Source organism: Halomonas salinarum, assembly GCF_012062845.1.
Taxonomy (GTDB): Bacteria; Pseudomonadota; Gammaproteobacteria; order Pseudomonadales; family Halomonadaceae; genus Onishia; species Onishia salinarum.
In genome coordinates this window covers 63,204-80,829 of the sequence record NZ_WWNB01000006.1, presented here as the reverse complement: position 1 = coordinate 80,829, position 17,626 = coordinate 63,204, and the positions used below count along the sequence as shown (strand labels likewise).

The 17,626-nt window shown below is 63.0% G+C and carries 15 protein-coding genes; all 15 read left to right on the top strand.

Annotation, left to right across the window (positions count from 1 at the left end; translation table 11 throughout):
• Window positions 1–78 precede the first annotated feature (78 nt).
• The 15 genes from tsf to dnaE all read left to right on the top strand — a co-directional run bounded on the left by tsf (window position 79) and on the right by dnaE (window position 17,524).
• Window positions 79–948 carry a translation elongation factor Ts gene (tsf, locus tag HF027_RS06350; RefSeq protein WP_168013983.1) on the top strand — a complete coding sequence of 290 codons (870 nt, stop codon included), beginning with the start codon at window positions 79–81 and terminating at the stop codon, window positions 946–948.
• A gap of 116 nt (window positions 949–1,064) precedes the next feature.
• On the top strand, window positions 1,065–1,832 hold the full coding sequence (gene pyrH, locus HF027_RS06345; RefSeq protein WP_168013981.1) for a UMP kinase: 768 nt from the start codon (window positions 1,065–1,067) through the stop codon (window positions 1,830–1,832).
• Window positions 1,833–1,836: 4 nt separating this feature from the next.
• Complete coding sequence (frr, locus tag HF027_RS06340; protein ID WP_168013979.1) at window positions 1,837–2,394, top strand: ribosome recycling factor; 558 nt, start codon at window positions 1,837–1,839, stop codon at window positions 2,392–2,394.
• A 57-nt stretch (window positions 2,395–2,451) separates the two neighbouring features.
• Complete coding sequence (gene uppS / locus HF027_RS06335) at window positions 2,452–3,210, top strand: polyprenyl diphosphate synthase (RefSeq protein ID WP_168013977.1); 759 nt, start codon at window positions 2,452–2,454, stop codon at window positions 3,208–3,210.
• Window positions 3,203–4,000: a phosphatidate cytidylyltransferase gene (locus tag HF027_RS06330; protein WP_168013975.1), complete on the top strand. Its 798-nt coding sequence runs from the start codon at window positions 3,203–3,205 to the stop codon at window positions 3,998–4,000. Before uppS ends, HF027_RS06330 begins: the two co-directional genes overlap by 8 nt.
• Entirely contained in the window at window positions 3,997–5,223 is a 1,227-nt protein-coding gene (gene ispC, locus HF027_RS06325) for a 1-deoxy-D-xylulose-5-phosphate reductoisomerase (protein ID WP_168013973.1), read from the top strand. The genes HF027_RS06330 and ispC overlap by 4 nt, the downstream gene beginning before the upstream one ends.
• A gap of 6 nt (window positions 5,224–5,229) precedes the next feature.
• Window positions 5,230–6,588, top strand: a complete 1,359-nt coding sequence (gene rseP, locus HF027_RS06320; protein ID WP_168013971.1) for a sigma E protease regulator RseP — start codon at window positions 5,230–5,232, stop codon at window positions 6,586–6,588.
• A gap of 111 nt (window positions 6,589–6,699) precedes the next feature.
• The gene (gene bamA / locus HF027_RS06315) at window positions 6,700–9,036 is read left to right on the top strand and encodes an outer membrane protein assembly factor BamA (protein ID WP_168013969.1); all 2,337 of its coding nucleotides are present in this window, start codon (window positions 6,700–6,702) and stop codon (window positions 9,034–9,036) included.
• A gap of 46 nt (window positions 9,037–9,082) precedes the next feature.
• Window positions 9,083–9,589 (top strand): OmpH/Skp family outer membrane protein, encoded by a 507-nt coding sequence (locus tag HF027_RS06310; RefSeq protein WP_168013967.1) that lies wholly within the window; start codon window positions 9,083–9,085, stop codon window positions 9,587–9,589.
• Between the two features lie 45 nt (window positions 9,590–9,634).
• A complete protein-coding gene (gene lpxD / locus HF027_RS06305) occupies window positions 9,635–10,663 on the top strand; it encodes a UDP-3-O-(3-hydroxymyristoyl)glucosamine N-acyltransferase (protein ID WP_168013965.1) in 1,029 nt (342 codons plus the stop codon).
• Window positions 10,664–10,783: 120 nt separating this feature from the next.
• Window positions 10,784–11,227: a 3-hydroxyacyl-ACP dehydratase FabZ gene (gene fabZ, locus HF027_RS06300; protein ID WP_168013963.1), complete on the top strand. Its 444-nt coding sequence runs from the start codon at window positions 10,784–10,786 to the stop codon at window positions 11,225–11,227.
• Window positions 11,224–11,991 carry an acyl-ACP--UDP-N-acetylglucosamine O-acyltransferase gene (lpxA, locus tag HF027_RS06295; protein WP_168013961.1) on the top strand — a complete coding sequence of 256 codons (768 nt, stop codon included), beginning with the start codon at window positions 11,224–11,226 and terminating at the stop codon, window positions 11,989–11,991. Before fabZ ends, lpxA begins: the two co-directional genes overlap by 4 nt.
• A gap of 3 nt (window positions 11,992–11,994) precedes the next feature.
• Window positions 11,995–13,290, top strand: a complete 1,296-nt coding sequence (gene lpxB, locus HF027_RS06290; protein WP_168013959.1) for a lipid-A-disaccharide synthase — start codon at window positions 11,995–11,997, stop codon at window positions 13,288–13,290.
• Window positions 13,287–13,898: a ribonuclease HII gene (gene rnhB, locus HF027_RS06285; protein WP_168013957.1), complete on the top strand. Its 612-nt coding sequence runs from the start codon at window positions 13,287–13,289 to the stop codon at window positions 13,896–13,898. Before lpxB ends, rnhB begins: the two co-directional genes overlap by 4 nt.
• Before the next feature lie 122 nt (window positions 13,899–14,020).
• Window positions 14,021–17,524, top strand: a complete 3,504-nt coding sequence (gene dnaE, locus HF027_RS06280) for a DNA polymerase III subunit alpha (RefSeq protein WP_168013955.1) — start codon at window positions 14,021–14,023, stop codon at window positions 17,522–17,524.
• Window positions 17,525–17,626 lie beyond the last annotated feature (102 nt).

The following is a 17,626-nucleotide window of genomic DNA, read 5'->3' as shown; positions in this document are numbered from 1 at the left end:
CCCCCTTCTTTCCGTCCCCCGCCCGGGTGGCGGATACGCTTTGATTATCGACGTCGAATTATTTCAGAGGTTAATACCATGGCAGCTATCAGCGCGTCTCAGGTAAAAGAACTGCGCGAGCGCACCGGGCTCGGCATGATGGAGTGCAAGAAGGCACTCACCGAAGCCGGCGGCGACATCGAAACCGCTATCGAAAATCTGCGCAAGAATTCCGGTCTCAAGGCCGCCAAGAAAGCGGGTCGTACCGCTGCCGAAGGCGCTATTGTGATCAAGCTGGCCGATGACGCCAGCTATGGCCTGATGCTTGAAGTCAACTCCGAGACCGATTTCGTGGCTCGTGATGACAACTTCATCGCCTTTGCCGACAAGGTTGCCGAGCAGGCTTTCGCCCAGAAGACCACCGACATCGCAGCACTGATGGACGGTGAGCTGGAGAACGCTCGCGAGCTGCTGGTGCAGAAGATCGGCGAAAACATCAGTGTGCGTCGTGCAGCGCTGGTTGAAGCGCCGGCCGGCGGCACTGTGGGTGGCTATGTTCACGGTGGCCGCATCGCCGCGCTGACCGTGCTGAACGGCGGCACCGCCGACGCAGCCAAGGGCGTGGCCATGCACGTGGCGGCCATTAATCCGGTCGTGGCGCTGCCGGAAAACATGCCCCAGGAGCAGCTGGACCAAGAGAAAGCGATCATCCTGGCGCAGCCGGACATGGCGGGCAAGCCGGAGAACATCGCCGAGAAGATGGTTCAGGGCCGCCTGAAGAAGTATCTGGCCGAGAACAGTCTGACCGAACAGGCCTTCGTCAAGAATCCGGACCAGACCGTGGCCGAGTTCGTCAAGGAAGCTGGTGGCGAGGTGGTCAGCTTCACTCGCTTCGAGGTTGGTGAAGGCATCGTGAAAGAAGAAGTCGACTTTGCCAAGGAAGTGATGGAGCAGGCCAACCGCGGTTAAGGCTTGGTACTGCGAGTTCGTGATGGCGTGCGCGCAAGCGCACGCCTTCGCGTATCCGGCGGTTAGAAATACCGCCAAGATTTCCTCCCCCTGTCGCTGTCATCAGGAGACGCCACATGTCCGATTTCACCACTACGTCCGAACGCCCTGCCAAACCTGAGCGCCAGGCGAAGAGCAAGTACAAGCGTATTCTGCTAAAGCTGTCCGGCGAGGCCCTGACCGGTGATGCCGACTTCGGCATCGACCCGCAGGTGCTTGATCGTATGGCGCTGGAAATCGGTCAACTGGTCGGCATCGGTGTTCAGGTCGGTATCGTGGTCGGTGGCGGCAACCTGTTTCGAGGCGCCGCCCTGCATGAGGCGGGCATGGAGCGGGTGACCGGCGATCATATGGGGATGCTGGCAACGGTCATGAATGCCCTGGCCATGCGCGATGCCCTGGAGCGCTCCAATATTCGTTCGCGGGTGATGTCGGCGATTCCGATGAGCGGTGTGGTCGAGCACTACGATCGCCGTACCGGCATCCGCTACCTGACGTCGGGCGATGTGGTATTGTTCTCCGCCGGCACTGGCAACCCCTTCTTCACCACCGATTCCGCGGCCTGCCTGCGTGGCATCGAGATCGACGCCGATGTGGTGATCAAGGCCACCAAGGTCGACGGTGTTTATAACCGTGACCCGGTCAAGCATGCCGACGCCCAGAAATACGAGCGCCTGACCTACGATGAATGTCTGGATCAGAAGCTTGGCGTGATGGATTTGACCGCCATCTGCCTGGTGCGTGACCATGACATGCCGGTTCGCGTATTCAACATGAACAAGCCCGGTGCCCTGCTCAATCTGGTGATGGGCGGCAAGGAAGGCACGCTGATAGACAGAGGTTGAAACCGTGATCAACGATATTCAGAAAGACGCAGAAGCTCGCATGAAAAAGACTCTCGAGTCTCTGCATACGAACTTCAACAAGATCCGCACCGGTCGTGCTCACCCCAGCATCCTTGATGCTGTGACCGTGGATTACTACGGCGCCCAGATGCCGCTCAACCAGGTTTCCAGCGTCAACGTCGAGGACGCCCGCACCCTCGCAGTCGTGCCCTGGGAAAAGTCCATGGTCCCCAAGGTCGAGAAAGCGATCATGACCGCGGACCTTGGCCTCAACCCGGCCACGGCGGGCAGCGTGATTCGTGTGCCGATGCCGATGCTGACCGAGGAAACCCGCAAGGGCTACATCAAGCAGGCGCGCTCCGAAGCAGAGAACGCCCGCGTGGCCGTGCGCAATGTGCGTCGCGATGCCAATGGTGACCTCAAGGGGCTGCTCAAGGAGAAAGATATCTCCGAAGACGAAGAGCACAGCGGCATGGAGGCCATCCAGAAGCTGACCGACAAGTATATCGCTGAGATCGACAAGCTGCTGGAAGCCAAGGAAAAGGACCTGATGACGGTCTGAGGTCTGGCGGGCGACATCGCATCGCCCGCCTATCGTTCTACTGCTATGCGAGCCCCCATGACATCACCGCAACCCCCCGAATCGTATCACCAGGCGATCCCGCGTCACTTGGCGATCATCATGGATGGCAACAATCGCTGGGCCAGGGCCCATGGCCTGTCCGGTGTGCGTGGTCATCGAGCGGGCGTCGAGTCGGTACGCTCGGTGATACGTCGCGCCGCCGAGCGGGGGGTCGAGGTGCTGACGTTATTCGCCTTCTCCAGCGAGAACTGGAAGCGTCCGCCGGCCGAGATCAATGCGCTGATGGAGCTGTTCCTGATCGCCCTCAAACGGGAGGTCAACAAGCTGCATGAGCATGATATTCGCCTGACCATCATTGGTGAGCGGGAAGGCTTCTCGACCTCGATTCAGAAGCACATCACGCGTGCCGAAAAGCTGACTCAGGACAACCGCGGCATGCACCTGGTCGTCGCGGCCAACTATGGTGGCCGTTGGGACATCGCCCAGGCGGCGCAGCGTCTTGCAGCCCGAGTCTCCAGCGGCGAGATCAATGCCTCCCAGATCGACGAGACGTTGCTGGGTCGTGAGGTATGCCTGGCTGACGCGCCCGATGTGGACCTGTGTATCCGCACCAGCGGCGAACAGCGGCTATCCAACTTCCTGCTCTGGCAGATGGCCTATGCCGAGCTGTATTTCTCTCCCCTGCTTTGGCCGGACTTCGGCGCCGATGCGCTCGATAAGGCGTTCGCCGACTTCGCACGTCGCCAGCGTCGTTTCGGCATGACCCACGAGCAAATCGAGGCCCAGGGTGCTTAAGCAACGTATTCTGACTGCCGCCATCCTGGTGCCTCTGGCCCTTGGCGGGCTATTCCTGCTCGAGGGTGGGGCATTCGCTCTGTTTACCGGCGTGGTGGTGTTACTCGCTGGCTGGGAGTGGACCAATCTTGCTGGCTTGACGCAGCTTGGCGCGCGGCTCATGGCAAGTGCAGTACTTGGCCTGGCCATGGGGCTCTTGTGGCTAGGAGGGGGCGAGCAGGCTACCGCTCTGCTGTGGGTCGGTGCCGCCATCTGGCTTGCCAACCTCTTCTGGGTGACTCACTACCCCGAGCGACAGACCCAATGGGCCACGACAGGCCGTCGCCTCATCATGGGGCTGCTGGTGTTGTTGCCCTGCTGGGCGGGCTTCAACAGTCTGCGGGCAAGTGGCGCCGAGTGGCTGCTCTTCGTGCTGTTGCTGGTGTGGCTCGCCGATACTGGCGCCTACTTCACCGGCCGTGCCTTCGGGAAACGCAAGCTTGCCCCCGCCGTCAGTCCCGGCAAGACATGGGAAGGCGTCGCCGGTGGCGTCGTCGCCACGCTGGCGCTGGCACTAGGCTTCGCCGTCTGGCTGTCACTCGATATTGGCGCGACCCTGGGTCTGCTGATGGCGACCGTGCTGGTTACGCTGGTGTCGGTGCTGGGTGATTTGTTCGAGAGCATGTTGAAGCGGACCCGCGGCATCAAGGATTCTGGCGTGTTGTTGCCCGGCCACGGCGGCGTGCTGGATCGCATCGACAGTCTGACGGCTGCGATCCCGATCTTCGCCCTGCTGCGGGTGTGGTTATGAGCCTTTCCTCTACCGCGACCTCGACCACCGCGTCCCGCCCTCAGCGCGTCACTGTGCTGGGGGCGACCGGCTCGATTGGCACCAGCACCCTCGATGTGATCGCCCGCCATCCCGAGCGCTATCAGGTGCATGCGTTGACCGCTCAACGCTCGAAGGAAGCACTGCTGGCGCTGTGCCTGACGCACCGTCCGTTGCAGGCCGTGATTGGCAGCGAAGACGATGCCGTGTGGCTACGCGCCAGATTGGCGGAAGCCGGTCTGGCCACCGACGTGCGCGCCGGTGAGGCAGCACTGAGCGAGGTCGCCGACGCCGGCGAGGTCGATGTGGTCATGGCAGCCATCGTCGGTGCCGCCGGCCTGGTGCCGACGCTTGCCGCCGTGCGCGCCGGTAAGCGTGTGCTGCTGGCCAACAAGGAAGCGCTGGTGATGAGCGGCGGTCTCTTCATGGATGCAGTGGAGCGCCATGGCGCCGTGCTGCTGCCGATCGATTCCGAACATAATGCCATCTATCAGTGTCTACCTTCGAAGCACCGTGGCGGCCTTGATCGCATCGGCGTCAGCCAGCTTTTACTGACTGCCTCGGGCGGGCCCTTTCTGGGCTGGTCGGCAGATGATTTGGCGAGTGTCACCCCCGAGCAGGCCTGTGCCCACCCTAACTGGTCGATGGGGCGCAAGATCTCGGTGGATAGCGCGACCCTGATGAACAAGGGGCTCGAGTTGATTGAGGCCTGCTGGCTCTTCGATGCCGCCCCCGAGCAGATCCAGGTGGTGGTGCATCCGCAGAGTGTCATTCATTCGATGGCGGCCTACCTCGACGGCTCGGTGCTGGCGCAGCTCGGTAATCCGGATATGCGCACCCCGATCGCCTATGGCCTGTCCTGGCCGGAGCGCATCGACGCAGGCGTCGCCCCCCTTGATCTGTTTCAGGTCGCAAGGCTTGATTTCGAGGCACCCGACGAGGCGGCCTTTCCTTGCCTGCGACTGGCCGGTGAGGCGCAGGCGGCAGGGGGCAGTGCGCCTGCGCTGCTCAACGCTGCCAATGAAGTGGCCGTGGAAGCTTTCCTCGCGGGGCGGTTATCCTTCCCGGGCATTGCCGAGCTCAACGAAGCCGTGCTGTCTGCCTGCCCGCCGTCGGCGGCCGATGAACTCGAGGGGATTCTCGCCGAGGATGCCCGTGGTCGCCGGGCGGCTCGTCACCATCTGGAACGCTATGGCCGGGAGTAAATTGCGATGAGCGTGATACAGAATGTGCTGGCGGTGATCGTGGTTCTCGGACTACTGATCACCTTCCATGAGTTTGGCCACTTCTGGGTGGCCAGACGCTGTGGCGTCAAGGTATTGCGCTTCTCGGTCGGCTTCGGCAAACCGCTTTGGTCGCGTATCGACCGCCATGGCACGGAATTCGCTGTCGCCGCGATCCCGCTGGGCGGCTATGTCAAGATGCTCGATGAGCGGGAGGGGCCTGTCGACCCCGCTGAAGCGCACCTGGCCTTCAATCGCAAGTCGGTATGGGCGCGGATCGCCGTGGTCGCCGCCGGGCCGCTGGCCAACTTCCTGCTGGCGATCGTCGCCTACTGGCTGTTGTTCGTGATCGGCATCACCACCGTCGCGCCGGTTGTCGGCAATGTGGCCCCGGATTCGCCGGCCGCCCGCGGTGGTCTGTCGTCTGGCCAGGAAATCGTGGCCGTGCAGGGCGAATCGGTACGTTCCTGGGAAGATATCAATCTGAAGCTGGTCGCGGCGATTGGCGATAGTGGCGCGATCAGCATGATGTCGCGCACTGACGGTGCCACGGCGACCCGAGAGCACCAGCTCCCCGTGGAAGACTGGCTGGTCGGTCAAGACCCACCGCGGCCGCTGGCGACCCTGGGTCTGACACCATGGCGGCCTTCAATGCCCGCGGTGCTTGGCCAGGTGCTCGACGGTGAGGCCGCGGCCAGCGCTGGCCTGCAGGCAGGCGATCGTATTCTCGCTGTCGAGGGCACGCCGATCGATGGCTGGATGGCCTTCGTCGAGCAGGTCCGGGCAAGCCCAGGCGAAGCGCTTACGCTTGATATCGAACGTGGTGGTGAACGTCAGACGCTGACGCTGACCCCGGGGTCGACCACCCGGGATGATGGCCAGGCCATCGGCTACATCGGCGCTGGCGTCGCCAGTGCCGAATGGCCGGCCGAGTACCAGCGCGAGATTCATTACGGCCCGCTTGAAGCCATCGGCCAGTCACTGAACAAGACGGCCGAAATGTCGGCATTGACCCTGGATGCGATGCGCAAGATGCTGGTCGGATTGATCTCGCCGTCGAATCTTTCGGGGCCGATCACGATTGCCCGTATCGCCGGCGATACGGCACGTACCGGCGTAGAGAGTTTTATCGGCTTTCTGGCCTATCTGTCGATCAGCCTCGGGATTCTCAATCTGCTACCCATCCCGGTGCTCGACGGGGGGCATCTGGTCTATTACCTCATCGAGGCGGTACGGGGGCGCCCCGTTTCCGAGCAGGCACAGGCGGTGGGCTTCAAGATCGGCCTGGCGCTGGTAGGTAGCTTGATGCTGATGGCGATGTACTTCGACCTGATGCGGCTCTGGTAGCTGCATGAGAGCGGTCCGCCCCGGCCGGGTCCTGGCCTTGTCAGTGGACCGAACAAATGTATAAGGTGCTCGTTTGACAAGCGGGCAGACCAACGCGAGCGAACCGACTGCATGAAACTCAAGATTCTAGGCGTTGCGGCGCTGTTGCTGTCTGGCGCCCCAGTGGCGCTGGCCGATGCGTTTACCGTTTCCGATATCCGTGTGGAGGGCCTCAAGCGGGTCTCCGCGGCTTCCGTCTTCAATGCCTTCCCGGTCAGTGCCCGCGATGCCGTCGACGAGCGCGAGTTGGCTGAGGCAGCCAAGGCATTGTTCGCGACCGGTCTCTTCGAGGACGTGCGCCTGGCCCGTGAGGGCGATGTACTGGTGGTGCAGGTCGACGAGCGCCCCTTCATCACCGATCTGCAAATCACCGGCAACTCCCAGATTTCCGAAGAGGAGTTGCGCAAGGGGCTGCGTGAGGCGGGCCTGGCCGAGGGCCAGGCGCTGCAGCGCTCGACGCTTGATGAGGTGCAGCGCGAACTCGAGGGGCTCTATCATGGCCAGGGCCGCTACAGTGCCCGCCTCGATGTCGACGTCGAGGAAATCGATGCCAGCCGGGTGCGGGTCACGGTCGATATCGACGAAGGCGCCGTGGCCAAGATTCGTCAGATCAACGTGGTCGGCAATCAGGCCTTCGGTGACGACACCCTGCGCGATGTCTTCGAGCTTAAAGACCGGCCCAGCTGGTTCTTCGGCTGGTTCTCAAGCGATGAGTATTCTCGCCAGCAGCTCTCCGGTGACCTGGAACGGCTGCGTTCCTGGTATCTGGACCGTGGCTACGTCAACTTCGCGATCACCTCGACCCAGGTATCGATCAGCCCCGACAAGTCGCGCATTTTCGTTACCATCAATGTCGAGGAAGGCAAGCAGTATCGTCTGGGCGACATCAGCTTCGCGGGCGATATCAAGATTTCGCCTTCCGAAGCCCGCAACCTCGTTGAAGCCACGCCCGGTGAGATCTTCTCGCGCAGCGATATCACCGCCTCCTCCGAGGCACTGCGCTCGCGCCTCGGCGCCGAGGGCTACGCCTTTGCAAGCGTCGAGGGCGTGCCGGAAATTACCGCCGATGGCGAGCGGGTCGATGTCACCTTCCAGATTGACCCCGGCCGTCGCGCCTATGTGCGCCGCGTCGACTTCGTCGGCAACACCACCACCATGGATGAAGTGTTGCGCCGCGAGATGATCCAGATGGAGGGCGCCCCGGCCTCCACCGAGCAGATCAGCCAGTCGCGTCAGCGACTCGAGCGTCTGGGCTTCTTCAAGCAGGTCGATGTGGAAACGCGTCCGGTGGCCGGCGAGCCCGATCAGCTGGATGTGACCTATAACGTTGAGGAGCAGCCCTCAGGCTCGGTCTCGGCGAGCATTGGCTTCTCCCAGAGCGATGGCTTCATCTACGGTGCCTCGCTGTCCCAGAAAAATTTCCTGGGTACCGGTAACCGGGTCAACATCGGGGCTCAGAAGGGCGATACCTATACCAGCCTCAACTTTGGTTTCACCGATCCCTACTGGACCCTGGACGGTATCTCGCGCGGGTATAACCTTTACTATCGCAAGACGGACTACGAAGACTCCGACATCTCGACCTATTCCACCGACTCGCTCGGTGCCAGTATCAACTTCGGTTATCCGGTTGATGAGTTCACCCGACTCAACTTCGGGGGCGGTGTCGAGCAGCTCGAGGTCCAGACCTATCGAGATACATCCTCGGAGATCGTTCAGTACGTCGATGAGCAGGGCGAGAGCGCCGACAGTCTGAAGCTGACGGCCAGCTGGACCCGCAACAAGCTCAACCGCGGCGTGATGCCCACCGCCGGAAGCTATCAGCGAGTCTCGCTTGATACCGCAGCGCCGGGCAGCGATGCCGTCTATTACAAGCTGCGCTACAAGGGGCAGCGAATCTTTGAGTTTAACGACGCCTGGTCATTGAAGTTCGGCACCAACCTTGGTTATGCCGATACGCCTGATGACGAGCCCTATCCGTTCTACGAGAACTTCCTGACCGGTGGCCTTGGCTCGGTGCGCGGCTTTACCGGCAGCACCCTCGGGCCATCCACCACGCCCCGCGGCAACGGCGATGACCAGACCCTGGGCGGTAACGTGCTGGTCAGCGGTACCGCGGAGGTGCTGTTCCCGACGCCCTTCGTCGAGGATCAGCGCAGTGTGCAGTCCTCTCTGTTTATTGATGGCGGCAACACCTTCCTCACTGAATGCTACGCCGTTAAGCCTGATGATAGGCCCTCTGACTGCAGCTCGGGTGTCGATCTGGGTGATCTGCGTTACAGTGTGGGCTTGGGCCTTTCCTGGTTGACGCCGGTAGGGCCGCTGACCTTCAGCGTGGCTGAGCCAGTGAACGATCAGACGGGCGACGATACCCAGTTTTTCCAATTCTCACTGGGCCAGACGTTCTAGGCTTATTGCCGGATGCCAGACCATCGATTTCAAGGAGTGTGACAAGATGCGCAAGTTGACCGGAGCCCTGTGTCTCGGCCTGTTCGCGGCCCTGAGTACGCCCGCCCTGGCCACTGATGTCGCCGTGCTGGATTGGCGCCAAGCCCTGCTGAAGAGCGATGATGCCCAGCAGTCAATGAGTGAACTGGAAGACCGGATCGGTGGTCAGCAGCAGGAAGCCAAGGCGCTGGGCCAGGAAGTTCAGCAGCTTCAGCAGCGTCTGCAGCGCGACGGGGCCACGATGTCCGAGTCGCAGCGCCAGGAAGCCATGCAGGAACTCCAGGAAAAGGGCGGCCGTTTTCAGCAGTTGCGCCGTCAAGTGACGCAGGCGCGTCAGCAGTCTGAGCAAGAGTTCATGCAGCAGGCTCAGCCGAGGCTCGAGAGCGCCGTGGACCAGGTCGTCGATCGTTACGACATCGAGGTGCTGGTGGATCGCAATGGGGTAATTCATGCCAATGGCGAGCTTCTCGATGTGACCGAAGACGTTACCGAGATTCTCAATTCGTCCAACTGAGGCCGACAGCCTGCCCAGGCATGCTGTCCGCGATGATCCGCGTCCATGACAATCGCTCCACTTCCCACGTTTACTCTCGACGAGCTCGCCGAGCGCCTCAATGCTCGTGTGATCGGCGATGGCCGTCGCACCGTCAGTGGGTTGGCGACGCTCAGCGATGCCGGCCCTCAGGAACTGACGTTCCTCGCTAATCGGGCCTACCTGAAATACCTGCCCAAAACGCGGGCAGCGGCGGTGCTTCTGCACCCGGATCATGCCGAGGAAAGCCCGACTGCCTGCCTTGCGCTCGAGAATCCCTACCTGGGCTATGCCGAGCTGTCTCGGCTGTTTGATCCCTTGGCCGCGAGACATCGGCCGGGGGTTCACGCCTCGGCTGTCGTTGCGCCCACCGCAACACTCGGCAGCAATGTCGAAATCGGCCCGCAGGCGGTCATCGAGGATGGCGTGGTGATCGGTGATGATGTGGCCATCGGGCCGGGCAGCGTGGTCGGGGCCGATAGCGTGGTCGGTGCCGGTTCACGCCTGCATGCGCATGTCAGTGTCTGTCATGGGGTGGTGCTTGGTGAGCGGGTCGTGCTCAACAGCCATTGCGTGATTGGCGGTGATGGCTTCGGCTTCGCCCACGATGGTAGCCGCTGGCACAAGATCGCCCAGCTAGGGGGCGTGGTGCTCGGTGATGACGTGGAGGTTGGCAGCTGCTCGAGCATTGACCGCGGCGCATTGGGCGATACCGTTATCGGTAACAACGTCAAGATCGATAGTCAGGTGCAGATCGCTCATAATGTGCAGATCGGTGACCACAGCGCCCTTGCTGGCTGTGTGGGTATCGCCGGCTCCACCAGGGTGGGACGTCATTGCATGCTCGGTGGCGGTGTCGGTCTGTCCGGTCACCTGACCCTCTGTGATGGTGTACAAGTCACCGGCATGAGCCTGGTCACCAATTCGATCCACGAGCCCGGCGTTTACTCTTCTGGCACTGGTTCGATGCCCAACGCCCTGTGGCGCAAGAATGCGGTACGCTTCAAACAGCTGGATGCGCTCGCCAAACGGGTGACTCGCCTGGAAAAGCAATAGCCAGGTGGTGAGACGCCCGCACGGGAACGTCCACCATCCCAACCTAATCATGGCGGCGGCCCTGCCGCCCCAACATGCTCGCCTTCGGCCGAGCATTTTGTCATTTCAGAGGTCGTATCGATGGTAATGGACATCAACGAGATCCGTGAGTATCTCCCTCACCGCTACCCCTTTCTGCTGGTCGACCGGGTCATGGAACTCGAGCAGGGTGCACGTATCGTGGCCAATAAGAATGTGAGCATCAACGAGCCGTTCTTCAATGGTCACTTCCCGCACCATCCGATCATGCCGGGGGTGCTGGTCATCGAGGCGCTGGCCCAGGCGTGTGGCATCCTCGGTTTCAAGACGGTCAACAAGTTACCCGCCGATGGCTATGTCTATTATCTCGTCGGCAGCGATAACGTCCGCTTCAAACGCCCGGTAATGCCTGGCGATCAGCTGCGTCTCGAGGCGAATGTGATTCGCACGAAACGGGGTATCTGGAAATTCCAGTGCATCGCAAGCGTTGAAGGTGAGGTGGCCTGCGAGGCCGAGATCATTTGTGCCGAGAGGAAGGTCGCTTGATACATCCCACTGCTATCGTTGATCCAAAAGCGCGCCTTGCCGAGGATGTCGAGGTCGGCCCATTCAGCGTGATTGGTCCTGACGTCGAGATCGGCGCCGGAAGCGTGATTGGGCCGCATGTGGTGGTCAAGGGGCCGACGGTGCTCGGTGAGCGCACGCGCATCTTCCAGTTCGCCTCGGTCGGCGAGGATTGCCAGGACAAGAAGTACGCCGGTGAGCCGACGCGCCTGGTGATGGGCGACGACAACGTCATTCGCGAGGGCGTCACCCTGCATCGCGGCACCGTTCAGGACCGCGGCGAGACCACCATCGGCAGCCGCAACCTGCTCATGGCCTATGTCCATGTCGGGCACGACTGTGTGGTCGGCAACGACTGCATCCTGGCCAATCAGGTGACACTTGCCGGCCATGTCACCCTTGGTGATGCCGCCATCATCGGTGGGCTGTCGGCGATCCACCAGTTCTGTCACTTCGGCACTCAGGCCATGGCCGGTGGTGGCTCGATCATCACCAAGGACACCCCGGCCTACGTGATGATCAACGGCAATCCGGCGCAGCCCCATGGCCTCAACCTGGTGGGCCTCAAGCGCCGTGGCTTCTCCCGGGAGGCGATCAAGGCCCTCACCGAGTCTTACAAGAAGGTCTACCGCCAGGGACTGACTGTCGACCAGGCGCTCGCCGAGATCGAGGCCGAGTACGCGCTACCGGAGACACAAGTCTTCGTCGATTCGATTCGCGCCTCAACTCGCGGCATTCTGCGCTAGGCCATGACAGATGTCTCTCGCGCGTCGCGCCCGCTGCGGGTCTATCTGGTTGCCGGTGAGTTGTCCGGTGATATCCTCGGCGCTGGCCTGATGCAGGCGCTGCGCGCGCGGCTGGGCGATGTTGAGTTTCGCGGTATCGGCGGTCCGCGGATGCTCGCCCAGGACATCGATAGTCTCTACCCGCTGGAGACACTGTCGGTGATGGGGCTGGTCGAGGTGGTCAAGCACCTGCCCGAGCTGATCAAGGTCCGCCGCACACTCAGGCGTGATGCCCTCGCCTGGGCGCCGGATATCATGATCGGCATCGATGCGCCGGACTTCACGCTGGGCCTCGAGCGTCAGTTGCGTGAATCAGGCCTGACCACCGCCCACTACGTCAGTCCTTCCGTGTGGGCCTGGCGCCAGGGACGAGTGAAGGGCATTGCCAAGTCGGTAGATGCGATCCTCACCTTCCTGCCCTTCGAGGCCGCCTTCTACGAGCAGCATGGCGTGCCGGTGGCGTTTGTCGGTCATCCCCTGGCCGATGAGTTGCCGCTTGAAAACGATCGCGCGGGTACCCGAAAGGCGCTGGGCCTTGCTAAGGCGGGGGAAGTGTTGGCCCTGCTGCCCGGCTCTCGGGCCAACGAGATCCGTTTTCTGGGCACGACCTTTCTGGATGCCGCCGAGCGTCTCTGCAAAGCGCGCCCCGGTCTTGCGGTGGTGATTCCCGCGGCGACGCCGGCACGGCGGACAGAGCTCGAGGCCCTACTGGTCGACTATCCGGCGCTCAAGGAGCGAGTAACGCTCCTCGATGGTCAGGCACGGGAGGCGATGGTCGCGGCGGATGCCGTGCTGCTGGCTTCGGGCACGGCGGCATTGGAAGCGATGCTCTGTCATCGCGCGATGCTGGTGGCCTACAAGATGGCGCCGGCCACCCATTGGCTCGCCAAGCGCCTGGTCAAGACCGACTGGATCTCGCTACCCAACCTGATCGCCCGTGAGACACTGGTGCCGGAGCTGATTCAGGACGCCGCTAACGCCGAGGCGATCGCCGAGGAGCTTACGGGCATGCTCGACGATGGCCCCGGACGCCAGGCGTTGGAAGCCCGCTTCGCGGCCATGCACGAAGGCTTGCAGCGCGGCGCCAGTGAACGTGCCGCCGCGGCCATCGAGGCGTTGATCGCCAGGCAGGCGTTGCCGGCAAGCATGGCGCCTGAGGCCGGTGGTGCGGCAAGCCCCGCTGGCAAGCGAGCCTTGGAGCAAGAAGGGGATGGCCACCGTCATGGCGACGCATCATCCCGTTCGGGAGAGAAGCCATGAGCGCCAAGACGCTTCCGCCACTTCATGTCGATTACCGGGGCGAGCGTCTGGCCGGCGTCGATGAGGTCGGCCGTGGCCCGCTGGTGGGGTCGGTGGTGGCGGCGGCGGTGATCCTCGATCCCGCGCGGCCGATCGAGGGACTCAATGATTCCAAGGCGCTGACGGCGCGACGGCGCGAGGCACTGGACCGCGAGATTCGCGACAAGGCCCTGGCGTTCTGTGTGGCCGAGGCGTCGCCGCTGGAAGTCGATCGCCTCAACATCTACCATGCCACCCATCTGGCGATGCGGCGCGCCATCGATGGCCTGGTACCCGAGGCCGAGTACCTGCTGGTGGACGGTAATCGTCTGCCGGGGCATCACCTGCCCGGCCAGGCCGTGGTCAAGGGCGATTCGCGCCATCCGGCGATCGCCGCTGCCTCGATACTGGCCAAGGTCGCACGGGATGCGCAGATGGTGTCGCTGGACGCCCTGCATCCCGATTATGGCTTCGCCCGCCACAAGGGCTATCCGACCAAGGAGCATCTGGCGGCGCTTTCGCGCCTGGGGCCACTGCCTGACCATCGGCGCTCATTCGCGCCGGTCAAGAAGCAACTGGACCTGCTCTAGCCTCCAGCCGCTGCCGTTGCGGCCTTCGTTCACCGGGCCGCCGGATCGCCGGGCCGCCGGATCGCCGCCGCCGATATTGCCCGTCGACACCGCTCTCGACACAGACAAGCCACGAGTTCGCCATGACCCCTTCCTTTGTTCACCTTCGCGTGCATACCGAGTATTCCCTCGTCGACGGCCTGTTGCGGCTCAAGCCGCTGGTCAAGCAGACAGCACAGGCGGGCATGCCGGCCCTGGCGATGACCGACGAGGCCAACCTGTTCGGCCTGGTGAAGGGCTATCGGGCTGCCCAGGGCGCCGGGCTCAAGCCGATCATCGGTGCCGACCTGTGGCTCGATAATCCACATGATGACGTCCACCCCTACCGGCTGACCCTGCTGGCCATGGACAGCGAGGGCTATCGTAACCTTACCGAGCTGATTTCGCGGGGCTGGATGGAAGGGCAGCGCCAGGGGCGGGCCATCCTCGACAAGGCCTGGGTCTTCGCCCAGAGCGAGGGATTGATTGCGCTGTCCGGCGGTCGCGACGGCGAGATCGGTCGTCATCTGCTGAGCGAACACGGCGACACGGCACGCAGCCTGCTCGAGGAGTGGAATCAGTATTTCCCGGGGCGTTTCTATCTCGAGCTCAATCGTACCCAGCGCCCCTTCGACGAGGAATGCCTGCACCTGTCGGTCGAGCTTGCCAGCGAGACCCATACGCCGGTGGTCGCTACCAACGATGTGCGTTTCCTGGCGCGTGAGGATTTCTGGGCGCACGAGACGCGCGTGGCCATCGGTGAGGGCAAGGCCCTCGACGACCCGCGCCGCGAGCGTCGCTACAGCGAAGAGCAGTACCTGAAGACGCCTGCCGAGATGGCCGAGCTGTTCGCGGACATTCCCGAAGCGCTCGAGAACAGTGTGATGATCGCGGCGCGCTGCAACGTCGACGTCCGCCTGGGCGAGATATTCCTGCCCGAGTTCGAAATCCCCGAGGGCATGACCCAGGAGGAGTTCTTCCGCAAGATCTCCCACGACGGCCTCACCGAACGGCTCGACGCCCTCTATCCACGCGAGCGCTACCCGCGCGACGGCGCCGACTGGGCGCCCATCGAGCAGCGCTACCGGGAGCGGCTCGATTTCGAGCTCAACATCATCCTGCAGATGGGCTTCCCCGGTTACTTCCTGATCGTCATGGACTTCATTCAGTGGGCCAAGGATAACAAGGTGCCCGTGGGGCCGGGGCGTGGTTCCGGTGCCGGCTCGCTGGTGGCCTACGCCCAGAAGATCACCGATCTCGACCCCATCCAGTACGACCTGCTGTTCGAGCGCTTCCTGAACCCCGAGCGCGTCTCGATGCCCGACTTCGACGTCGACTTCTGCATGGAGAAACGCGATCGGGTGATCGATTATGTGGCCGAGCGCTACGGTCGCGATGCGGTCTCGCAGATCGTCACCTTCGGTACCATGGCCGCCAAGGCGGTGGTGCGCGACGTGGCCCGTGCCCAGGGCAAGCCTTACTCGCTGGGCGACAAGCTCTCCAAGCTGATCCCCTTCGAGGTCGGCATGACCCTCGAGAAGGCACACGAGCAGGAGGAGCCGCTGCGCGAGTACTTGGAGGCCGATGAAGAGGCTGCCGAGATCTGGGAGATGGCCCAGCGCCTCGAGGGCATTACCCGCGGCACCGGCAAGCACGCCGGTGGCGTGGTGATCGCGCCCACCAAGCTCACCGACTTCTCGCCGCTGCTGTGCGATGAAGACGGCAACGGCCTGGTGGTGCAGTTCGACAAGAACGACATCGAGGAGGCCGGGCTGGTCAAGTTCGACTTCCTGGGCCTGCGCACACTGACCATCATCGACTGGGCGTTGGAGATGGTCGACAAGGTGCGTGCCGTCGAGGGCCAGGGGCCGCTGGATATCGACACCATCCCGCTGGATGACGTGCCGACCTTCGACATGCTCAAGAAGGCCGAGACCACCGCGGTCTTCCAGCTCGAATCCCGTGGCATGAAAGAGCTGATCAAGCGACTGCTGCCGGATTCCCTCGAGGACATGATCGCCCTGGTGGCGCTGTTCCGTCCCGGCCCGCTGCAGTCGGGCATGGTCGATGACTTCATCAACCGCAAGCACGGCCGGGCCGAGATCTCCTACCCACACCCGGACTATCAGCACGAGCTCCTCAAGCCGGTACTCGGCCCCACCTATGGCATCATCCTCTATCAGGAGCAGGTGATGCAGATCGCCCAGGTGATGGCGGGCTACAGCCTGGGTCAGGCCGACATGCTGCGCCGCGCCATGGGCAAGAAGAAGCCTGAGGAGATGGCCAAGCAGCGCGCCGGCTTCATGGAAGGTTGCGCGGCCAACGGCATCGACAAGGATCTCGCCGGCAACATCTTCGACCTGGTGGAAAAATTCGCCGGCTATGGCTTCAACAAGTCGCACTCGGCGGCTTACGCGCTGGTGTCCTACCAGACCGCCTGGCTCAAGGCGCACTACCCGGGCCCCTTCATGGCGGCGGTGATGTCCACCGAGATGGACAATCTCGACAAGGTGGTGCCGCTGATCGAGGAATGCCGCCACCAGGGGCTGACCGTGACCCCGCCGGATGTCAACGTCGGCGGCTACAAGTTCACCGTCGATACCGAGGGGCGGGTGGTCTACGGCCTCGGCGCCATTCGTGGCGTCGGTGAGGGGCCGATCGGTGCGATCGTCGAGGCGCGCGACGAGGGCGGTGCCTTCAGCGACCTGTTCGACTTCTGTCGTCGGGTCGACCCCAAGCGCATGAACAAGCGCACGCTCGAGGCGCTGATTCGCTCCGGGGCGCTGGATAACCTGGGGGCGGCCCGCGCGGTACTGACGGCCTCCATGGAAGCCGCGCTCAAGGCGGCTTCCCAGAACCTGGCCAATCAGAACCAGGGCATGATGGACATGTTCGGCGAAGCGTTCAACGAGGAGGAAGCCGGTGATGTCTATGCCGACTACCGCCGCGTGCGCGACTGGACGGACAAGGAGCGTCTGGCCGGCGAAAAGGACACCCTGGGCCTCTACCTGACCGGGCATCCGATCGATGAATACGAGCAGGAGCTTTCCCGCTTCGTCTCGATCCGCATCAACGAACTCAAACCGTCCCGGGAGCCCCAGCGGGTGGCCGGCCTGGTGGTCGCGATGCGCACCATGAAGTCCAAGCGTGGCGACACCATGGCCTTCGTTACCCTCGATGATCGTACCGGGCGTATCGAGGCCTCGCTGTTTGGCGAGCTCTATGAACGCCTGCGCGGGCGGCTGGAGGCCGACCAGGTGATGATCGTCGAGGGCGAGGTCTCGAGTGACGATTATTCCGGTGGCCTGCGTCTGCGCGGCAAGGACGTGACGCCCATGGTCGAGGCGCGGGCCCGGTTTGGCCAGGCCGTGGAACTCGCCGTTGACGGCGCGGCTGCCAACGGGAAGCTGATCGACAGCCTGCGTGATAGCCTGACGCCCTACCGTGATGCCAACGGCCTGCCGGTGCGTCTCAAGTACCGCAATGCCGAGGCGTCCGGCTGGCTTGAGCTGGCCGACGAGTGGAAGGTGTCGCCTTCGGACGAACTGATGCTCGCCCTGCGAGATGTCCAGGGCCAGGATGGCGTGCGCCTCAAGTACCGGCGTTGACGCATCCCGCAAGATGGTCGCCGGTGGCAGGGCGAGGAGGCGCCTTGCGCCGGACAGACAAGCTGCGATAATGAGTGGCTATATCGTTGATCGTTCCTTTTT

Coding starts and splice junctions, on each gene's coding strand:
- dnaE (WP_168013955.1), top strand. CDS start 14,021: ATGACCCCTTCCTTTGTTCACCTTCGCGTGCATACCGAGTATTCCCTC.
- rnhB (WP_168013957.1), top strand. CDS start 13,287: ATGAGCGCCAAGACGCTTCCGCCACTTCATGTCGATTACCGGGGCGAG.
- pyrH (WP_168013981.1), top strand. CDS start 1,065: ATGTCCGATTTCACCACTACGTCCGAACGCCCTGCCAAACCTGAGCGC.
- HF027_RS06310 (WP_168013967.1), top strand. CDS start 9,083: ATGCGCAAGTTGACCGGAGCCCTGTGTCTCGGCCTGTTCGCGGCCCTG.
- lpxD (WP_168013965.1), top strand. CDS start 9,635: ATGACAATCGCTCCACTTCCCACGTTTACTCTCGACGAGCTCGCCGAG.
- bamA (WP_168013969.1), top strand. CDS start 6,700: ATGAAACTCAAGATTCTAGGCGTTGCGGCGCTGTTGCTGTCTGGCGCC.
- lpxB (WP_168013959.1), top strand. CDS start 11,995: ATGACAGATGTCTCTCGCGCGTCGCGCCCGCTGCGGGTCTATCTGGTT.
- uppS (WP_168013977.1), top strand. CDS start 2,452: ATGACATCACCGCAACCCCCCGAATCGTATCACCAGGCGATCCCGCGT.
- tsf (WP_168013983.1), top strand. CDS start 79: ATGGCAGCTATCAGCGCGTCTCAGGTAAAAGAACTGCGCGAGCGCACC.
- fabZ (WP_168013963.1), top strand. CDS start 10,784: ATGGTAATGGACATCAACGAGATCCGTGAGTATCTCCCTCACCGCTAC.
- rseP (WP_168013971.1), top strand. CDS start 5,230: ATGAGCGTGATACAGAATGTGCTGGCGGTGATCGTGGTTCTCGGACTA.
- ispC (WP_168013973.1), top strand. CDS start 3,997: ATGAGCCTTTCCTCTACCGCGACCTCGACCACCGCGTCCCGCCCTCAG.